The following is a 19,162-nucleotide window of genomic DNA, read 5'->3' on the forward strand; positions in this document are numbered from 1 at the left end:
TTTAGGGCTCATTGGCGGTAGACCAAAAATGCCTTTTTCTGTAAGCTACAGCTTTAGTGTGTCCACTAAAAGCGCGCAGAATAATTCGATGAAGAAGCGGGGTGACGTGTCCATACGTCACTCCGCTTTTTTACAACCTGCGATCGCCCTTTCAGGCTTTATTTACGGGAGGTCTTCTTGACTAAGCCAGCCATACTCGCCCTTGCTGATGGCAGCATTTTTCGCGGCGAAGCCATTGGAGCCGACGGTCAAACCGTTGGTGAGGTGGTGTTCAACACCGCAATGACCGGCTATCAGGAAATCCTTACCGATCCTTCCTACGCCCAACAGATCGTTACCCTGACTTACCCGCACATCGGCAACACCGGCACCACGCCGGAAGACGCCGAGTCCGATCGCGTCTGGTCCGCTGGCCTGGTCATCCGTGACCTGCCACTGGTTGCGAGCAACTGGCGCAACACGATGTCTCTGTCCGACTACCTGAAAGCCAACAACGTCGTGGCTATCGCTGGTATCGACACCCGCCGCCTGACACGCATCCTGCGTGAGAAAGGCGCGCAGAACGGCTGCATCATGGCCGGTGACAACATTTCCGAAGCCGCCGCCATCGCCGCTGCCCAGGGCTTCCCTGGCCTCAAAGGCATGGACCTGGCGAAAGTCGTCAGCACCAAAGAGAAGTACGAGTGGCGCTCGACTGTCTGGGACTTGAAGACCGACAGCCACGCGACCATCGACGCTTCCGATCTGCCATACCACGTGGTTGCCTACGACTACGGCGTCAAGCTGAACATCCTGCGCATGCTGGTCGAGCGCGGTTGCCGCGTGACTGTGGTGCCAGCTCAAACGCCGGCGGCTGACGTTCTGGCTCTGAAGCCGGACGGCGTGTTCCTGTCCAACGGCCCGGGTGACCCTGAGCCATGCGACTACGCGATCCAGGCCATTAAAGACGTGCTGGAAACCGAGATCCCGGTATTCGGTATCTGCCTCGGCCACCAACTGCTGGCTCTGGCCTCCGGTGCCAAGACCCTGAAAATGGGCCACGGCCACCACGGTGCCAACCACCCGGTCCAGGATCTGGACAGCGGTGTGGTGATGATCACCAGCCAGAACCACGGTTTTGCGGTAGACGAAGCGACCCTGCCAGGCAACGTTCGGGCGATCCACAAATCGCTGTTCGACGGCACCCTGCAAGGCATCGAGCGTACCGACAAGAGCGCCTTCAGCTTCCAGGGTCACCCTGAAGCCAGCCCTGGCCCGAACGACGTAGCGCCACTGTTTGATCGCTTCATCAACGAAATGGCCAAGCGACGCTAATCGCTCGCCCTGATGTAGCGAAGCCTGGGGGCGGTCCCGAAACCGGCGGCCCCCTCAAGGCTTCAGAGATTGAACAAGACGGCTTGCCGACTGACCTGCGGATTTGAGTGACAACCCATGCCAAAACGTACAGACATTAAAAGCATCCTGATTCTCGGCGCTGGCCCGATCGTGATCGGCCAGGCCTGCGAATTCGACTACTCCGGCGCCCAGGCCTGTAAAGCCCTGCGCGAGGAGGGTTACCGCGTCATCCTGGTGAACTCCAACCCGGCGACCATCATGACTGACCCGGCCATGGCCGACGCCACCTACATCGAACCGATCAAGTGGCAGACCGTTGCCAAGATCATCGAGAAAGAGCGTCCGGACGCGCTGCTGCCGACCATGGGCGGCCAGACCGCTCTGAACTGCGCCCTGGACCTGGAACGCGAAGGTGTTCTGGAGAAGTTCGGGGTAGAGATGATCGGCGCCAACGCTGACACCATCGACAAGGCCGAAGACCGTTCGCGCTTCGACAAGGCGATGAAATCCATCGGTCTGGACTGCCCGCGTTCGGGTATCGCTCACAGCATGGAAGAGGCCAACGCGGTTCTCGATCGTCTGGGCTTCCCTTGCATCATTCGTCCGTCCTTCACCATGGGCGGCACCGGTGGCGGTATCGCTTACAACCGTGAAGAATTCGAAGAAATCTGCGCCCGCGGTCTGGATCTGTCGCCGACCAAAGAGCTGCTGATCGACGAATCGCTGATCGGCTGGAAAGAATACGAGATGGAAGTTGTCCGCGATAAAAAGGACAACTGCATCATTGTCTGCTCCATCGAAAACTTTGACCCGATGGGCGTGCACACCGGTGACTCGATCACGGTTGCACCCGCACAGACCCTGACCGACAAGGAATACCAGATCCTGCGTAACGCCTCCCTGGCGGTACTGCGCGAGATCGGCGTGGAAACCGGCGGCTCCAACGTCCAGTTCGGCATCTGCCCGAACACTGGCCGCATGGTGGTCATCGAGATGAACCCGCGGGTATCCCGTTCCTCGGCCCTGGCGTCGAAAGCCACCGGTTTCCCGATCGCCAAGGTCGCGGCAAAACTGGCCGTCGGTTACACCCTCGACGAACTGTCGAACGACATCACCGGCGGCAAGACCCCGGCGTCCTTCGAACCGTCCATCGACTACGTCGTCACCAAACTGCCACGCTTTGCCTTCGAGAAATTCCCGAAAGCCGACGCACGCCTGACCACTCAAATGAAGTCGGTCGGTGAAGTCATGGCCATCGGCCGGACCTTCCAGGAATCCCTGCAGAAAGCTCTGCGCGGGCTGGAAGTGGGTGTTTGCGGTCTGGACGAGAAGCTCGACCTGAGCAACCCGGAAAGCATGAGCATCCTCAAGCGCGAACTGACCGTGCCGGGTGCCGAGCGTATCTGGTACGTGGCTGACGCGTTCCGCGCGGGCCTGTCGGTCGAAGATATCTTCGGCATGAACATGATCGACCCGTGGTTCCTGGTGCAGATCGAAGATCTGATCAAGGAAGAAGAGAAGGTCAAGACCCTGGGTCTGTCCGCTATCGACCGCGACCTGATGTTCCGCCTCAAGCGTAAAGGCTTCTCCGATCAGCGTCTGGCCAAGCTGCTGGGCGTCACCGAGAAGAACCTGCGTACCCATCGTCACAAGCTGGAAGTGTTCCCGGTCTACAAGCGCGTCGACACCTGCGCGGCCGAGTTCGCCACCGACACCGCGTACCTCTACTCGACTTACGAGGAAGAGTGCGAAGCCGCGCCGTCGGGTCGCGACAAGATCATGATCCTCGGCGGTGGTCCAAACCGCATCGGTCAGGGCATCGAGTTCGACTATTGCTGCGTACACGCAGCACTGGCCCTGCGCGATGACGGGTACGAGACCATCATGGTCAACTGCAACCCGGAAACCGTTTCCACCGACTACGACACCTCCGATCGTCTGTACTTCGAACCAGTGACCCTGGAAGACGTGCTGGAAATCGTCCGCGTCGAGAAGCCAAAAGGCGTGATCGTTCAGTACGGCGGTCAGACCCCGCTGAAACTGGCCCGTGCCCTGGAAGCCGCCGGCGTGCCGATCATCGGCACCAGCCCTGACGCCATCGACCGCGCCGAAGACCGTGAGCGCTTCCAGCAGATGGTTGAGCGTCTGAACCTGCGTCAGCCGCCTAACGCCACCGTGCGCAGCGAAGACGAAGCGATTCGCGCCGCCGCCAAGATCGGTTACCCGCTGGTGGTTCGTCCGTCCTACGTACTGGGCGGCCGTGCGATGGAAATCGTTTACGAAGAAGAAGAACTCAAGCGCTACCTGCGTGAAGCGGTTCAAGTGTCCAATGACAGCCCGGTGCTGCTGGACCACTTCCTCAACTGCGCGATCGAAATGGACGTGGATGCGGTCTGCGACGGCACCGACGTGGTGATCGGCGCAATCATGCAGCACATCGAGCAGGCCGGCGTTCACTCTGGTGACTCCGCATGCTCCCTGCCGCCGTATTCGCTGCCTGCACATATCCAGGACGAGATGCGCGAACAGGTCAAGAAAATGGCCCTGGAACTGGGTGTGGTCGGCCTGATGAACGTTCAGTTGGCGCTGCAAGGCGAAGACATCTACGTCATCGAAGTCAACCCGCGCGCATCCCGTACCGTACCGTTCGTCTCCAAGTGCATCGGTGTGTCCCTGGCGATGATTGCGGCTCGCGTGATGGCCGGTAAAACCCTGAAGGAAATCGGTTTCACCAAAGAAATCATTCCGAACTTCTACAGCGTGAAAGAGGCGGTGTTCCCATTCGCCAAATTCCCTGGCGTGGACCCGATCCTGGGCCCAGAGATGAAGTCCACCGGTGAAGTGATGGGCGTGGGCGACACCTTCGGCGAAGCCTTTGCCAAAGCCCAGATGGGCGCCAGTGAAGTGCTGCCGACCGGCGGTACCGCGTTCATCAGCGTGCGTGACGATGACAAGCCACTGGTTGCAGGCGTGGCCCGTGATCTGATCAACTTGGGCTTCGAAGTGGTTGCCACTGCCGGTACTGCCAAGCTGATCGAAGCCGCAGGCCTGAAAGTGCGTCGTGTGAACAAGGTAACCGAGGGTCGTCCGCACGTGGTCGACATGATCAAGAATGACGAGGTCACTCTGATCATCAACACCACTGAAGGTCGTCAGTCGATCGCTGATTCCTACTCCATTCGTCGTAATGCCTTGCAGCACAAGATCTACTGCACCACTACTATTGCTGCTGGCGAAGCTATCTGCGAAGCGCTGAAGTTCGGTCCCGAGAAGACCGTGCGCCGCTTGCAGGATCTACACGCAGGATTGAAGGCATGATCAAATACCCAATGACCGTCAAGGGCGCTAAAGCCCTGGAAGAAGAACACGCTCATCTGACCAAGGTCGTTCGTCCGAAACTCAGTCAGGACATCGGTACGGCCCGCGAGTTGGGTGACTTGAAGGAAAACGCCGAATACCACGCTGCTCGCGAGCAGCAGGGGATGGTTGAGGCGCGGATTCGTGACATCGAAGGCCGGATTCAGAATCAGGTCATCATCGATGTCACGACCATTCCTCATACCGGCAAAGTGATTTTCGGCACCACCGTTGAAATCGCCAACGTCGAGACGGATGAGCGCGTCACTTACCATATCGTGGGTGAGGATGAGGCTGACTTCAAACTCGGCAAGATCTCCGTCGGTTCGCCACTTGCCCGTGCCTTGATCGCCAAGGAAGAGGGTGATGTGGTGGCGGTCAAAACGCCGGGTGGCGTTATCGAGTATGAGATTGTCGAAGTTCGCCACATCTGAAAGAAGGCGCCCGCTACGTGCAGGCGCCATGCTTTGGCAGCTGACCCAGATGCTCTGGGTTGGCGGCTTGTGGTTGTTGCACATCGGTCTGCTGCCGGTGCTGGGGCAAATAGGCCTGGCGCCGCTGCTGATCGACGAAATTGCAGGCATGCTGAACACGCTGATGGTGGGATTCGCCACAGCGAGTGTGATTTTTCAGGCTTTGGTGTTGGTACAGGCCGAGGGCCTTGCCAGTCTATGGCGGGATATTCGCGGGCAACTGCTGCTGATGGCGCTGTATGGGTGCGCGATGTATTTCGCAGTACGCTTCGGTTGGCCGCAGGCGCTGCATTGGCAGTTGTTCAGCTATCTTGTTCTGGGCTTTTCCGGGCTGGTGCTGGTCATGCAGCCGGTGCCTGGATGGAGTGTCAGGGTGCGCGAAGCACACCCTTGACCCTTGTCATCACTTGAAGCGATGGACGTTCGAAAGCTGCTTGTTGACGCTGAAGTTCTTGCGGTAAATCAGCGCCATCTTGCCGATGACCTGAACCAGATCGGCTTTGCCGGCCTTGCAGAGTTCTGCAATGGCTGCCAGGCGCGATTCGCGATCGAGGATGTTGAGCTTGATTTTGATCAGCTCGTGATCCGCCAAAGCGCGTTCAAGTTCGGCTAACACACCTTCAGTCAAGCCGTTGTCAGCCACAATCAAAACTGGTTTCAGATGGTGGCCAATGGACTTGTACTGTTTCTTCTGCTCTTGAGTGAGCGGCATAATCTGACCCTTTCGTCTGGATTCTGTAAAATGGCGGCCATTTTACCCGAGGGCTCGTGGATCCGCCCAATTAATCACGACCCTTATCATCGAGGTGCCCAATGGCGCGTTCCAAGACAAGCCTTGGTTGGCTGAAAAGACATGTCAACGATCCCTACGTGAAGCAGGCACAGAAGGATGGCTACCGCTCGCGTGCGAGTTACAAACTTCTGGAGGTCCAGGAGAAATACAAGCTGATCCGTCCCGGCATGAGCGTTGTCGACCTGGGTGCGGCGCCCGGGGGGTGGTCGCAGGTGACTAGCCGTCTGATTGGTGGTCAGGGGCGTCTGATCGCCTCGGACATTCTGGAAATGGACAGCATTCCGGACGTGACTTTCATTCAGGGGGACTTCACCGAGGACGAAGTGCTCACGCGGATCCTTGAAGCTGTGGGTAATTCGCAGGTGGACCTTGTGATTTCCGATATGGCCCCCAATATGAGTGGTACGCCTGAAGTGGACATGCCAAAAGCCATGTTTCTTTGCGAGCTGGCGCTTGATTTGGCTGAGCGGATACTCAAGCCGGGTGGCAATTTTGTGATCAAGATTTTTCAGGGCGAGGGGTTTGATGTTTACCTGAAGGATGCTCGTCGGAAATTCGACAAGATCCAGATGATCAAGCCAGACTCTTCCCGTGACAGTTCCCGCGAGCAATACATGCTGGCTTGGGGTTACCGCGGGCGTAGTGAGTAAAACGAGGTTTTTTGGCGGGGTGATAGGTTTTTCATATTTCGCCCCGCGTGCATTAGCGAATATCGTGTAGAAAGTGTTTCACAAAGGGTTACAGACGGCGCCTGCCAGAGCCGTAGGTAATGTAGTAAGTTAGGCCGGTGAATATCATGCGAAGCGCGCGCCATTAGCGGAGCTTGCTTCAGAGGGTAGTTAATTGAACGATATGGCAAAGAATCTGATCCTGTGGTTGATCATCGCGGCTGTCCTGGTGACGGTGATGAACAACTTCTCCAGCCCTAACGAGCCGCAGACCCTCAACTATTCCGACTTCATCCAGCAGGTCAAGGATGGCAAGGTCGAGCGCGTAGCGGTTGATGGCTACGTGATTACCGGCAAGCGCAACGATGGCGACAGCTTCAAGACCATTCGTCCGGCAATCCAGGACAACGGTCTGATCGGCGACCTCGTGGATAACCACGTTGTGGTCGAAGGCAAGCAGCCTGAGCAGCAAAGCATCTGGACTCAACTTCTGGTCGCAAGCTTCCCGATCCTGGTGATCATCGCCGTCTTCATGTTTTTCATGCGGCAGATGCAGGGCGGTGCCGGTGGCAAGGGTGGGCCGATGAGTTTCGGCAAGAGCAAGGCGCGCCTGCTCTCCGAAGATCAGGTGAAAACCACCCTGGCTGACGTTGCAGGTTGTGACGAAGCCAAGGAAGAAGTCGGCGAACTGGTTGAGTTCCTGCGTGATCCGGGCAAGTTCCAGCGCCTGGGCGGTCGCATTCCTCGCGGCGTGCTGATGGTTGGTCCTCCGGGTACCGGTAAAACCTTGCTGGCCAAGGCGATTGCCGGCGAAGCCAAAGTACCGTTCTTTACTATTTCCGGTTCCGATTTCGTCGAAATGTTCGTCGGCGTCGGTGCCAGCCGTGTCCGTGACATGTTCGAGCAGGCGAAGAAACATGCGCCATGCATCATCTTCATCGATGAAATCGACGCCGTCGGTCGCCACCGTGGTGCTGGCATGGGTGGTGGTCACGATGAGCGCGAGCAGACCCTCAACCAGTTGCTGGTAGAGATGGACGGCTTCGAAATGAATGACGGCATCATCGTCATCGCCGCGACCAACCGTCCGGACGTGCTGGACCCTGCGTTGCTGCGTCCGGGCCGCTTCGACCGTCAGGTCGTGGTTGGCCTGCCGGACATCCGTGGTCGCGAGCAGATTCTCAAAGTCCACATGCGCAAAGTGCCGATGGGTGACGACGTCGCTCCGGCCGTGATCGCTCGTGGTACTCCTGGTTTCTCCGGTGCTGACCTGGCCAACCTGGTGAACGAGGCTTCGTTGTTTGCAGCTCGTGCCGGCAAGCGCATCGTCGAAATGAAAGAGTTCGAACTGGCTAAAGACAAGATCATGATGGGTGCCGAGCGCAAATCCATGGTCATGTCCGAGAAAGAAAAGCAGAACACTGCTTATCACGAAGCTGGCCACGCTATCGTCGGTCGCGTCGTGCCTGAGCATGATCCGGTCTACAAGGTGTCGATCATTCCGCGCGGTCGCGCACTTGGTGTGACCATGTTCCTGCCGGAAGAAGATCGCTACAGCCTGTCCAAGCGTGCACTGATCAGCCAGATCTGCTCGCTGTACGGCGGTCGTATCGCTGAAGAGATGACCCTGGGCTTCGATGGCGTCACCACCGGTGCGTCCAACGACATCATGCGTGCCAGCCAGATAGCACGAAACATGGTGACCAAGTGGGGGCTGTCGGAAAAACTCGGTCCATTGATGTACGCCGAAGAAGAGGGCGAAGTGTTCCTTGGTCGTGGCGGCGGTGGTCAGCATGCCAGTTTCTCTGGCGAGACGGCCAAGCTGATCGACTCCGAAGTGCGCAGCATCATTGACCAGTGCTACGGCACGGCCAAGCAGATCCTCACGGATAACCGTGACAAGCTTGATGCGATGGCGGATGCCTTGATGAAGTACGAGACGATCGATGCCGATCAGATCGATGACATCATGGCAGGTCGTACGCCTCGCGAACCTCGCGACTGGTCTGGCGGCAACGACACTTCCGGCACGCCTCCGGTGGTGCAGGATGGGCGTCCGGAAACACCTATCGGCGGCCCGGCTGCTGACGTTTAAGGTTTGAAATGACTTCTGTTCAGTCCTCGACCCGGTTGCCTTGCGGCAACCGGGTTCTTGATTTGGCCCAGACGCATGTCATGGGCATTCTCAATGTCACTCCCGATTCCTTTTCCGATGGCGGTCGATACAGCCAGCTGGACGCGGCCCTGCGCCACGCCGAGGCGATGGTGGCGGCCGGTGCGACGCTGATCGACGTCGGTGGCGAATCGACCCGGCCCGGTGCCAGGGCCGTTTCGCCGCTTGAAGAGCTCGAGCGCGTAGCGCCTATCGTTGAGCGCATCAGTCGCGAACTGGATGTGATTATCTCGGTCGATACCTCCACGCCTGCCGTCATGCGTGAAACCGCAAGGCTGGGGGCGGGGTTGATCAATGACGTACGCTCGTTGCGTCGAGATGGTGCTCTGGATGCAGCGGCGGCCACTGGTTTGCCGGTGTGCCTGATGCATATGCTCGGCGAGCCGGGCGACATGCAGGACAACCCTCAGTACCAGGATGTTACGAAAGAGGTCGGCGAGTTTCTTGCCGAACGCATGGTTCAGTGTGCATCGGTAGGTATCCCTGCTGAGCGGATCATTCTTGATCCGGGCTTCGGCTTCGCGAAAACCCTGCAGCACAACCTAAGCTTGTTTAAACACATGGAGGCCCTGCATGCCTTGGGGCGGCCCCTGTTGGTCGGGGTGTCGCGAAAAAGCATGATCGGGCAGGCGTTGAATCGTCCGGTGGGTGAGCGTCTGCATGGCGGTCTGGCACTTGCGGCACTGGCTTCGGTCAAAGGTGCGCGTATATTGCGCGTCCATGATGTGGCGGAAACAGTCGACGTGGTGCGGATGATTGCCGCCGTAGAATCAGCCGAATAAGAATGATGGAGTACTTATGAGCAAGAAATACTTTGGCACCGACGGCATTCGTGGTCGGGTCGGTCAATACCCGATCACTCCTGATTTCATGCTCAAGCTTGGCTGGGCGGCAGGCATGGCATTTCGCAGCATGGGCGCTTGCAAGGTGCTCGTGGGCAAGGACACCCGTATCTCCGGTTACATGTTCGAATCGGCGCTTGAGGCTGGGCTGACCTCGGCCGGTGCTGATGTGATGCTGTTGGGGCCAATGCCGACTCCGGCCATCGCCTATTTGACGCGGACCTTTCATGCCGAAGCCGGCATTGTGATCAGCGCTTCGCATAACCCTCATGACGACAACGGCATCAAGTTTTTCTCTGGTAAGGGCACCAAGCTCCCGGATGAAGTCGAGCTGATGATCGAAGAGCTGCTCGACACCCCGATGACCGTGGTTGAGTCGAGCAAGATCGGCAAGGTGTCGCGAATCAACGATGCCTCGGGCCGTTATATTGAATTCTGCAAGAGCAGCGTTCCGGCCGGCACCAGTTTTGCCGGCCTGAAGATCGTGCTCGATTGTGCCCATGGTGCGACCTATAAAGTGGCGCCTAGCGTCTTCCGTGAGTTGGGGGCTGATGTTGTTGTGCTTTCTGCCAATCCTAACGGCCTGAACATCAATGACAATTGCGGTTCGACCCATATGGCGCCGCTGCAAGCGGCCGTACTGGCCGAATGTGCCGATTTGGGTATCGCCTTCGACGGTGATGGTGACCGGGTGCAGATGGTTGATCACACCGGCGCTGTCGTCGATGGTGATGAGCTGCTGTTCATCATCGCGCGCGACCTGCAGGAGCGTGGCAAGTTGCAGGGCGGTGTGGTCGGTACGCTGATGAGTAACCTGGGGCTGGAGTTGGCCCTGGCGGATCTGGCGATTCCTTTTGTGCGGGCCAACGTTGGTGATCGTTACGTCATCTCCGAGTTGCTGGAGCGCGATTGGCTGGTGGGCGGTGAAAACTCGGGGCACATTGTCTGCTTCAGTCACACCACTACCGGTGATGCGATCATTGCTGCATTGCAGGTCTTGATGGCGCTGAAGCGGCGCGCAGAAGGCCTGGCTCAGTCGCGTCAGGCGTTGCGCAAGTGCCCTCAGGTGTTGATCAATGTGCGGTTTGGCGGTGGTGTGAGCCCGCTTGAGCATCCGACTGTCAAGGAGGCCAGTGATCGTGTCACTCAAGCGATGGCGGGCCGCGGGCGCGTGTTGTTGCGCAAGTCCGGGACAGAGCCGCTGGTGCGTGTCATGGTCGAAGGCGAGGACGAAACGCAGGTTCGCGATTACGCCGAAGAGCTGGCAAAACTGGTAACTGAAGTTTCTGCCTGATTTCGGCTTGCCAGCCATGATTGTGTTGGGTAACATCTGCGCCCACTTTGACCGACGAGGTACAGCATGCGTCGCCCTATGGTAGCTGGTAACTGGAAGATGCACGGTACCCGCGCCAGCGTCGCTGAGCTGATCGACGGCCTTCGTCATCTGGCCTTGCCGAGCGGTGTTGATGTCGCGGTGTTCCCGCCTTGCTTGTATATCAATCAAGTGATTGATGGTTTGCAAGGGAAGTCGATTTCGGTCGGCGCGCAGAACTCTGCGATTGAATCCGGGCAGGGTGCGTTGACAGGTGAGATTTCACCGAGTCAGTTAGTGGATGCAGGTTGTTCCCTGGTGCTTGTCGGGCACTCCGAGCGCCGCCAGATAATGGGCGAGCTCGACGGGACGCTGAATCGCAAATTTGCGGCAGCACAGGCGTGTGGCTTGATTCCGGTGTTGTGTGTAGGGGAAACCCTCGAGCAGCGCGAGGCTGGAAAAACTCTTGAGGTTGTCGGGCGTCAGCTGGGCAGCATCATCGAGGAGCTGGGTGTTGGTGCTTTTGCAAAGGCAGTAATTGCTTACGAGCCGGTCTGGGCCATTGGTACTGGGCTGACTGCTTCGCCGCAACAAGCGCAGGATGTGCACGCAGCCATTCGCGCCCAGTTGGCGGCAGAGAATTCTGAAGTCGCACAAGGTGTGCGGCTTCTATACGGCGGCAGCGTGAAGGCGGCCAATGCGGCCGAACTGTTCGGCATGCCGGATATCGATGGGGGGCTCATTGGTGGGGCTTCCCTGAATGCAGATGAGTTCGGTGCGATTTGTCGCGCCGCGGGAAACTGAAAAAATGCTGGAAACAGTCGTAGTCGTTTTTCATCTGCTGGGTGCGTTGGGCGTAGTTGCTCTGGTATTGCTGCAGCAGGGTAAAGGTGCGGACGCTGGTGCATCTTTCGGAGCAGGTGCTTCAAATACTGTGTTCGGAAGCCAAGGTACCTCTACCTTTCTTAGTAAGTTTACTGCTATACTTGCCGCCGGTTTCTTCATGACCAGCTTGGGGTTAGGTTACTTTGCTAAAGAGAAAGCTCATCAGCTGACTCAAGTAGGTTTGCCAAACCCGGCAGTGTTGGAAGTTCCAAAGCAAAAACCGGCTTCTGATGATGTCCCGGTGCTTCAAGAGCAAAAGTCGGCTACTCCAGCGACTGACGTGCCTCCAGCTCAAGAGCAGAAGTAAGAAGAGTTTCAAACGTAGTATTGCCGAGGTGGTGGAATTGGTAGACACGCAACCTTGAGGTGGTTGTGCCCATAGGGTGTAGGGGTTCGAGTCCCCTTCTCGGTACCAATTATCAGGAGAGCCCGCTGTTGCGGGCTTTCTTGTAGGTGGAAGGTTACATTGACCCTGTCAGGGATCGGTCGTATACTTCCGCCCCAGCTTTGTCGCGGGGTGGAGCAGTCTGGTAGCTCGTCGGGCTCATAACCCGAAGGTCGTCGGTTCAAATCCGGCCCCCGCAACCAGTTTAAGGAGCCCCTTTTCAGGGGCTTTTTGTTAGCTGGACACTTTCAACGCCGCTATTCGGCGGCGTTTCAAGGATGGGCGTTTCGCCCATTTTTTTATTTTGCATAGCATGCACATACATGCACGAGGGGGTTCAGGTGTCGAGCAAGCTAGAAGAGTTGCAGGCCTTGCTGGCCCCGGTGGTCGTGGCCCTAGGCTATGAATGCTGGGGTATTGAGTTTTCGGCTCAAGGTCGCCACTCAATGTTGCGCGTTTATATCGATAAAGAAGGCGGCGTGCTGGTGGACGATTGTGCCATCGTCAGTCGCCAGATCAGCGGTGTGCTGGATGTTGAAGATCCAATCTCCGTTGAATACACCCTTGAAGTTTCCTCGCCTGGCATGGAACGCCCACTGTTCACTCTTGAGCAGTTTGCAAAATTTGCCGGTGAACAAGTGAAGATCAAGCTGCGCTCGCCTTTTGAAGGTCGACGCAACTTTCAGGGCCTTCTGCGCGGTGTAGAAGAGCAGGACGTCGTGGTGCAGGTTGAAGACCATGAGTTCCTGTTGCCGATCGATATGATCGACAAGGCCAACATTATTCCCAGTTTTGACTGAGACGCGGATCCCGCGGATCCAATGGCTTGCGAAAGGCGAGGCGTACGATGAGCAAAGAAGTACTGCTGGTTGTTGAGTCGGTATCCAATGAAAAGGGCGTACCGGCAAACGTAATTTTTGAAGCGCTGGAGCTGGCTCTGGCCACTGCTACCAAAAAGCGTTTCGAGGACGAAGTCGATCTGCGTGTGGAAATCAATCGCCACACCGGTGCTTATGAGACATTCCGTCGCTGGACGGTCGTCGAAGAAGCAGATCTGGACGATCCGGCTATCGAAACCTGGCCGAGCAAGGTTGCGCAAACGCATCCTGGCGCCAAGGTCGGTGACGTTGTCGAAGAAAAAATCGAATCCATCGAGTTCGGCCGCATTGCTGCACAGACTGCCAAGCAAGTCATCGTGCAGAAAGTTCGCGAAGCCGAGCGTGCTCAAGTCGTTGATGCCTATCGCGAGCGTCTGGGGGAAATCATCTCCGGCACCGTGAAGAAAGTCACCCGCGACAACGTGATCGTCGACCTGGGCAATAACGCAGAAGCGTTGCTGGCCCGTGAAGACATCATCTCTCGCGAAACCTTCCGGGTTGGCGTGCGTCTGCGTGCGCTGCTCAAGGAAATCCGCACCGAGAACCGCGGCCCGCAGTTGATCCTGTCGCGTACCGCGCCGGAAATGCTGATCGAGTTGTTCCGCATCGAAGTGCCGGAAATCGCTGAAGGCCTTATCGAAGTAATGGCTGCGTCCCGTGACCCGGGTTCGCGTGCCAAGATCGCGGTCCGCTCCAAGGACAAACGCATCGACCCGCAAGGCGCTTGCATCGGTATGCGCGGTTCGCGCGTCCAGGCAGTGTCCGGCGAGTTGGGCGGTGAGCGTGTGGACATCGTCCTGTGGGACGATAACCCGGCTCAGTTCGTGATCAATGCAATGTCGCCGGCTGAAGTGGCGGCAATTATCGTTGACGAAGATGCCCATGCAATGGACATCGCCGTTGGCGCAGACAATCTGGCTCAGGCCATCGGTCGCGGTGGTCAGAACGTGCGTCTGGCTAGCCAGTTGACTGGCTGGACCCTGAACGTGATGACCGAATCGGACATCCAGGCTAAGCAACAAGCAGAAACCGGCGACATCCTGCGCAACTTCATCGACGAGCTGGAAGTCGACGAAGACCTGGCACAGGTGCTGGTAGATGAAGGTTTCACCAGCCTGGAAGAGATTGCCTACGTACCGTTGGAAGAAATGCTCAACATCGACGGCTTTGACGAAGAAACCGTTAACGAGCTTCGCGCTCGCGCCAAGGATCGTTTGTTGACCAAAGCCATCGCTACTGAGGAAAAGCTGGCAGACGCCCATCCGGCCGAAGACCTGCTCTCGCTTGAGGGTATGGACAAGGATTTGGCGATGGAACTGGCGGTGCGCGGCGTAATTACCCGCGAAGACCTGGCCGAGCAGTCTATTGACGACCTGCTCGACATCGACGGCATTGACGATGATCGTGCCGGCAAGTTGATCATGGCCGCCCGAGCCCACTGGTTCGAGTAATTAGGCGCGGCCTGAGGAGAGAAGTGCATGACGCAAGTCACGGTGAAACAACTGGCCGATGAGGTCAAAACACCGGTAGAGCGCCTGTTGCAGCAGATGCGTGAGGCAGGTCTGCCGCACACCGCCGCCGAAGAACATGTGACTGACAGTGAGAAGCAATCTTTGCTGACTCACTTGAAAAGCAGTCACAAGGCGAAAGTGGAAGAACCACGCAAGATCACGCTGCAGCGTAAAACCACCAGCACCCTGCGTGTTGCTGGCAGCAAAAGCATCAGCGTTGAAGTACGCAAGAAGAAAGTCTTCGTGCAGCGCAGCCCGGAAGAAATCGAAGCCGAGCGCAAACGCGAACTGGAAGAACGTCGCGCAGTAGAAAATGCTGCACGTCAGAAGGCTGAAGAAGAAGCCAAGCGTCGCGCCGAAGAAGAAGCGCGTCGCCAGCCTGCTGCTGCGCAAACCGCTCCTGTCGAAGCTGTCGCAGCGCCTGTTGCAGTTGCCGAACCCGTGCGTGAAAGCGCCCCGGTCGTGGCCGCTGCACCTGCAGCCGACACTCGCAAACGCGACGAGCAGCGTCGTCCGGACAAACCACGTGCCGACGATAGCAATCGTCGTGGCAGTGGCGATGGCGAGCGCAAAAACGCTCCGCATCGTGCTTCGGTCAAGGAAAAAGCGCCTGCTCCACGCGTTGCGCCACGTACTACCGACGAAGAAAGCGATGGCTTCCGTCGTGGTGGTCGCGGCAAGGCCAAGCTGAAGAAACGCAACGCCCACGGTTTCCAGAGCCCAACCGGCCCTGTTGTGCGCGAAGTGAAGATCGGCGAGACCATCACTGTTGGCGATCTCGCCCAGCAGATGTCGGTCAAGGCTGCTGAAATCATCAAGTTCATGTTCAAACTGGGTACCCCAGCGACCATCAACCAGGTATTGGATCAGGAAACTGCCCAACTGGTTGCTGAAGAGCTGGGCCACAAAGTGACCCTGGTCAGCGACACCGCCCTGGAAGATTCCCTGGCAGAGTCCCTGAAGTTTGAAGGTGAGACGTTCTCCCGTGCACCGGTTGTGACCGTAATGGGTCACGTTGACCACGGTAAGACCTCGCTGCTCGACTACATCCGTCGCGCCAAGGTAGCTGCTGGCGAAGCCGGTGGTATCACCCAGCACATCGGTGCGTACCACGTTGAAACCGAACGCGGCATGGTCACCTTCCTCGACACCCCTGGTCACGCCGCGTTTACCGCCATGCGTGCCCGTGGTGCCAAGGCGACCGACATCGTGATCCTGGTGGTTGCAGCGGACGACGGCGTAATGCCGCAGACCGTTGAAGCTGTTCAGCACGCTCAGGCGGCTGGCGTACCTCTGGTTGTTGCAGTGAACAAAATCGACAAGCCGGGCGCCGATCTCGATCGCATCCGTAGCGAATTGTCGGTTCACGGCGTGACTTCGGAAGAGTGGGGCGGCGACACCCCGTTCGTATCGGTTTCGGCGAAAGTCGGTACCGGCGTGGACGAGTTGCTCGAAGCTGTTCTGCTGCAAGCTGAAGTTCTCGAACTGAAAGCAACCCCATCGGCCCCTGGTCGTGGTGTTGTGGTTGAATCGCGTCTCGACAAAGGTCGTGGCCCGGTTGCAACCGTTCTGGTTCAAGACGGTACCCTGCGCCAGGGCGACATGGTGCTGGTCGGTTCGAACTATGGCCGCGTTCGCGCCATGCTCGACGAGAACGGCAAGCCAATCAAGGAAGCCGGTCCTTCCATCCCTGTCGAGATCCTCGGCCTGGACGGTACTCCGGACGCTGGCGACGAGATGAGCGTAGTTGCTGACGAGAAGAAAGCCCGTGAAGTGGCTCTGTTCCGTCAAGGCAAGTTCCGCGAAGTCAAACTGGCCCGTGCTCACGCCGGCAAGCTTGAAAACATCTTCGAGAACATGGGTCAGGAAGAGAAGAAGACGCTCAACATCGTCCTCAAATCCGACGTCCGTGGTTCGCTGGAAGCGTTGAACGGTGCCTTGAATGGCCTGGGTAACGACGAAGTGCAAGTGCGTGTGGTCGGTGGCGGTGTCGGTGGTATCACCGAATCCGACGCCAACCTGGCACTGGCCTCCAACGCTGTACTGTTCGGCTTCAACGTGCGTGCCGATGCCGGCGCTCGCAAGATCGTCGAGCAGGAAGGTCTGGATATGCGTTACTACAACGTGATCTACGACATCATCGAAGACGTCAAGAAAGCCCTTACCGGTATGCTGGGCAGCGATGTTCGCGAGAACATCCTGGGTACCGCTGAAGTGCGTGACGTGTTCCGTTCGCCGAAGTTTGGCGCGATCGCCGGTTGCATGGTTATCGAAGGTGTTGTTCACCGTAACCGTCCAATCCGTGTACTGCGTGAAGACATCGTTATCTTCGAAGGCGAGCTGGAATCCCTGCGCCGCTTCAAGGATGACGCTTCCGAAGTACGTGCCGGCATGGAATGCGGTATCGGCGTGAAGAGCTACAACGACGTCAAAGTCGGTGACAAGATCGAAGTCTTCGAGAAGGTTCAGGTTGCTCGCAGCCTCTAACTCGCGCACTTCAAGAGCCGTGATGGCCAGCCGCATGCAATTGCGCGGCGCATCAGTCGGACTCTAAACGCAACGCCCGGTCTGGCTTTTGTCAGGCCGGGCGTTTGCCGCTTTCAGACCCTTCGGGTTTCACCGTGGGGCAGTAACAGGTAACAAGACATGGCAAAAGAATATAGCCGTACCCAACGTATCGGCGATCAGATGCAGCGTGAGCTGGCACAGCTGATCCGTCGTGAAGTCAAAGACCCGCGCGTCGGGCTGGTCACCATTACCGCTGTTGAAGTCAGCCGTGACGTCGGTCACGCCAAGATCTTCATCACCGTGATGGGGCAGGACAGCCGCGACGACATCGCGCAAAGCATCAAGGTGCTCAACTCCGCCGCCGGCTTCCTGCGCATGCAGTTGGCTCGCGAGATGAAGTTGCGCAGCGTTCCTCAGTTGCACTTCCATTACGACGAAAGCGTCGTACGTGGCGCGCACCTGTCGGCCCTGATCGAACGCGCGGTGGCTGAAGACAATCAGCACCCGGTAGCGGCTGAACCCGAAGACGCCAAGGAGTAATCGGTGGCTCAGGTCAAACGTATCCGTCGTAACGTCAGCGGTATCATCCTGCTCGACAAGCCGTTGGGGTTCACTTCCAACGCGGCGTTGCAGAAGGTCCGCTGGTTGCTCAATGCCGAGAAGGCCGGGCACACCGGCAGTCTCGATCCGCTGGCCACTGGCGTGTTGCCGTTGTGCTTCGGCGAGGCCACCAAGTTCTCGCAATACCTGCTCGATTCCGACAAAGGTTATGAAACCCTGGCGCAACTGGGCAAGACCACCACCACGGCGGATGCCGAAGGTGAGGTTTTGCTGGAACGTCCGGTGACCGTTGGTCGTGCCGATATCGAAGCTGTGTTGCCGAAATTTCGTGGGCAAATCAGTCAGATACCGCCGATGTACTCGGCACTCAAGCGCGATGGGCAGCCGCTGTACAAGCTGGCCCGTGCAGGTGAAGTAGTGGAGCGCGAACCGCGTTCTGTTACTATTGCGCGCTTGGAATTACTGGCCTTTGAGGGTGATACTGCGCGGCTTGCGGTGGATTGCAGCAAAGGCACCTATATCCGTACCCTGGTGGAGGATATCGGTGAGCAACTCGGTTGTGGCGCTTACGTGGCTGAATTGCGACGTACCCAGGCCGGGCCTTTCACGCTTGCACAGACCGTCACTCTGGAAGAGCTGGAAGCGGTACATGCCGAAGGCGGCAACGAAGCAGTCGACCGCTTCCTGATGCCATCGGACAGCGGCCTGCTGGATTGGCCACTGTTGCAGTTCTCGGAAGCGAGCGCGTTCTACTGGCTCAACGGCCAGCCGGTACGTGCCCCGGATGCACCGAAATTTGGCATGGTACGGGTACAGGATCACAATGGTCGCTTCATCGGTATCGGTGAAGTGAGCGAAGACGGGCGCATCGCGCCACGTCGACTGATTCGGTCAGAATGACCGAACGAGGGTGGCTGTTAACAGGCACGGTCACTACTCATTTTTAGATACAGGGATTTGTCCCTGGCCTGTTGAAACTGTTTTTCTGAAACAGTTTCCTGATAAAAGGATTGCCTCATGGCTCTCGACGTTCAAGAAAAAGCTCAAATCGTAGCTGACTACCAGCAAGCTGTTGGTGACACTGGTTCGCCAGAAGTGCAAGTTGCACTGCTGACCGCCAACATCAACAAACTGCAAGGTCACTTCAAGGCCAACGGTAAAGATCACCACTCCCGTCGTGGTCTGATCCGCATGGTTAACCAGCGTCGTAAGCTGCTGGACTACCTGAAAGGCAAGGACGTGAGCCGTTACAGCGCTCTGATCGCTCGCCTGGGTCTGCGTCGCTAATAAGCGATTGCGCTAGAGGTTGGTTGTTTGCTGTGTGCCAGCGGGTTTCCCGCAGGTACATGGCAGGCTCCCAGCCTCAAGTTTTATCTGGACAATAGTTTTACCCTGGACAATGACAGTCGGGCCGATTCCCGGCGTTGCCCAAGAATTTCGCAAGAAACCAGTTCCCCCAAGAGCCACAAAGAAGGTAGGAC

17 protein-coding genes and 2 tRNA genes are annotated in these 19,162 nt (G+C 57.7%); 18 read left to right on the top strand and 1 reads right to left on the bottom strand.

Going from position 1 to position 19,162, the window contains the following annotated elements; all coding sequences use genetic code 11:
- Positions 1-177 precede the first annotated feature (177 nt).
- From carA to ACEN9A_RS03195, 4 genes are all read left to right on the top strand, one after another.
- Positions 178-1,314, top strand: a complete 1,137-nt coding sequence (gene carA / locus ACEN9A_RS03180) for a glutamine-hydrolyzing carbamoyl-phosphate synthase small subunit (protein ID WP_019651073.1) — start codon at positions 178-180, stop codon at positions 1,312-1,314.
- Between the two features lie 117 nt (positions 1,315-1,431).
- Positions 1,432-4,653, top strand: a complete 3,222-nt coding sequence (gene carB, locus ACEN9A_RS03185; RefSeq protein ID WP_019651074.1) for a carbamoyl-phosphate synthase large subunit — start codon at positions 1,432-1,434, stop codon at positions 4,651-4,653.
- A complete protein-coding gene (greA, locus tag ACEN9A_RS03190; protein ID WP_019651075.1) occupies positions 4,650-5,126 on the top strand; it encodes a transcription elongation factor GreA in 477 nt (158 codons plus the stop codon). Before carB ends, greA begins: the two co-directional genes overlap by 4 nt.
- A gap of 28 nt (positions 5,127-5,154) precedes the next feature.
- A complete protein-coding gene (locus ACEN9A_RS03195) occupies positions 5,155-5,559 on the top strand; it encodes an MFS transporter (protein WP_258672335.1) in 405 nt (134 codons plus the stop codon).
- A gap of 9 nt (positions 5,560-5,568) precedes the next feature.
- Here the strand turns inward: ACEN9A_RS03195 and ACEN9A_RS03200 are convergent, their stop codons facing one another.
- The gene (locus tag ACEN9A_RS03200; protein ID WP_007900503.1) at positions 5,569-5,877 is read right to left on the bottom strand and encodes a YhbY family RNA-binding protein; all 309 of its coding nucleotides are present in this window, start codon (positions 5,875-5,877) and stop codon (positions 5,569-5,571) included.
- Between the two features lie 101 nt (positions 5,878-5,978).
- Between ACEN9A_RS03200 and rlmE the strand changes: the two genes are divergently transcribed.
- The 14 genes from rlmE to rpsO all read left to right on the top strand — a co-directional run bounded on the left by rlmE (position 5,979) and on the right by rpsO (position 18,968).
- Entirely contained in the window at positions 5,979-6,608 is a 630-nt protein-coding gene (gene rlmE / locus ACEN9A_RS03205; protein ID WP_007933535.1) for a 23S rRNA (uridine(2552)-2'-O)-methyltransferase RlmE, read from the top strand.
- Positions 6,609-6,810: 202 nt separating this feature from the next.
- Positions 6,811-8,721 carry an ATP-dependent zinc metalloprotease FtsH gene (gene ftsH, locus ACEN9A_RS03210; RefSeq protein WP_018929483.1) on the top strand — a complete coding sequence of 637 codons (1,911 nt, stop codon included), beginning with the start codon at positions 6,811-6,813 and terminating at the stop codon, positions 8,719-8,721.
- Between the two features lie 8 nt (positions 8,722-8,729).
- Complete coding sequence (gene folP, locus ACEN9A_RS03215; protein ID WP_019582454.1) at positions 8,730-9,581, top strand: dihydropteroate synthase; 852 nt, start codon at positions 8,730-8,732, stop codon at positions 9,579-9,581.
- A gap of 16 nt (positions 9,582-9,597) precedes the next feature.
- Entirely contained in the window at positions 9,598-10,935 is a 1,338-nt protein-coding gene (gene glmM, locus ACEN9A_RS03220; protein WP_258672336.1) for a phosphoglucosamine mutase, read from the top strand.
- Positions 10,936-11,001: 66 nt separating this feature from the next.
- Positions 11,002-11,757: a triose-phosphate isomerase gene (gene tpiA / locus ACEN9A_RS03225; protein WP_007933541.1), complete on the top strand. Its 756-nt coding sequence runs from the start codon at positions 11,002-11,004 to the stop codon at positions 11,755-11,757.
- 4 nt (positions 11,758-11,761) lie between these two features.
- Positions 11,762-12,145 carry a preprotein translocase subunit SecG gene (gene secG / locus ACEN9A_RS03230; RefSeq protein ID WP_018929487.1) on the top strand — a complete coding sequence of 128 codons (384 nt, stop codon included), beginning with the start codon at positions 11,762-11,764 and terminating at the stop codon, positions 12,143-12,145.
- Positions 12,146-12,167: 22 nt separating this feature from the next.
- Positions 12,168-12,253, top strand: a tRNA-Leu gene (locus ACEN9A_RS03235).
- Between the two features lie 96 nt (positions 12,254-12,349).
- Positions 12,350-12,426: transfer RNA gene (locus tag ACEN9A_RS03240), tRNA-Met, on the top strand.
- Positions 12,427-12,564: 138 nt separating this feature from the next.
- On the top strand, positions 12,565-13,023 hold the full coding sequence (gene rimP / locus ACEN9A_RS03245; protein ID WP_007973115.1) for a ribosome maturation factor RimP: 459 nt from the start codon (positions 12,565-12,567) through the stop codon (positions 13,021-13,023).
- A gap of 47 nt (positions 13,024-13,070) precedes the next feature.
- The gene (nusA, locus tag ACEN9A_RS03250) at positions 13,071-14,552 is read left to right on the top strand and encodes a transcription termination factor NusA (protein ID WP_007933547.1); all 1,482 of its coding nucleotides are present in this window, start codon (positions 13,071-13,073) and stop codon (positions 14,550-14,552) included.
- A 27-nt stretch (positions 14,553-14,579) separates the two neighbouring features.
- Entirely contained in the window at positions 14,580-17,099 is a 2,520-nt protein-coding gene (gene infB / locus ACEN9A_RS03255; protein WP_019582451.1) for a translation initiation factor IF-2, read from the top strand.
- A 159-nt stretch (positions 17,100-17,258) separates the two neighbouring features.
- Complete coding sequence (gene rbfA / locus ACEN9A_RS03260; RefSeq protein WP_007900467.1) at positions 17,259-17,660, top strand: 30S ribosome-binding factor RbfA; 402 nt, start codon at positions 17,259-17,261, stop codon at positions 17,658-17,660.
- 3 nt (positions 17,661-17,663) lie between these two features.
- Positions 17,664-18,581: a tRNA pseudouridine(55) synthase TruB gene (truB, locus tag ACEN9A_RS03265; RefSeq protein WP_007933551.1), complete on the top strand. Its 918-nt coding sequence runs from the start codon at positions 17,664-17,666 to the stop codon at positions 18,579-18,581.
- A 117-nt stretch (positions 18,582-18,698) separates the two neighbouring features.
- Positions 18,699-18,968 carry a 30S ribosomal protein S15 gene (rpsO, locus tag ACEN9A_RS03270; protein WP_011332409.1) on the top strand — a complete coding sequence of 90 codons (270 nt, stop codon included), beginning with the start codon at positions 18,699-18,701 and terminating at the stop codon, positions 18,966-18,968.
- The last annotated feature ends 194 nt before the right edge of the window (positions 18,969-19,162 follow it).

This window comes from Pseudomonas sp. Pseusp18 (genome assembly GCF_059506005.1).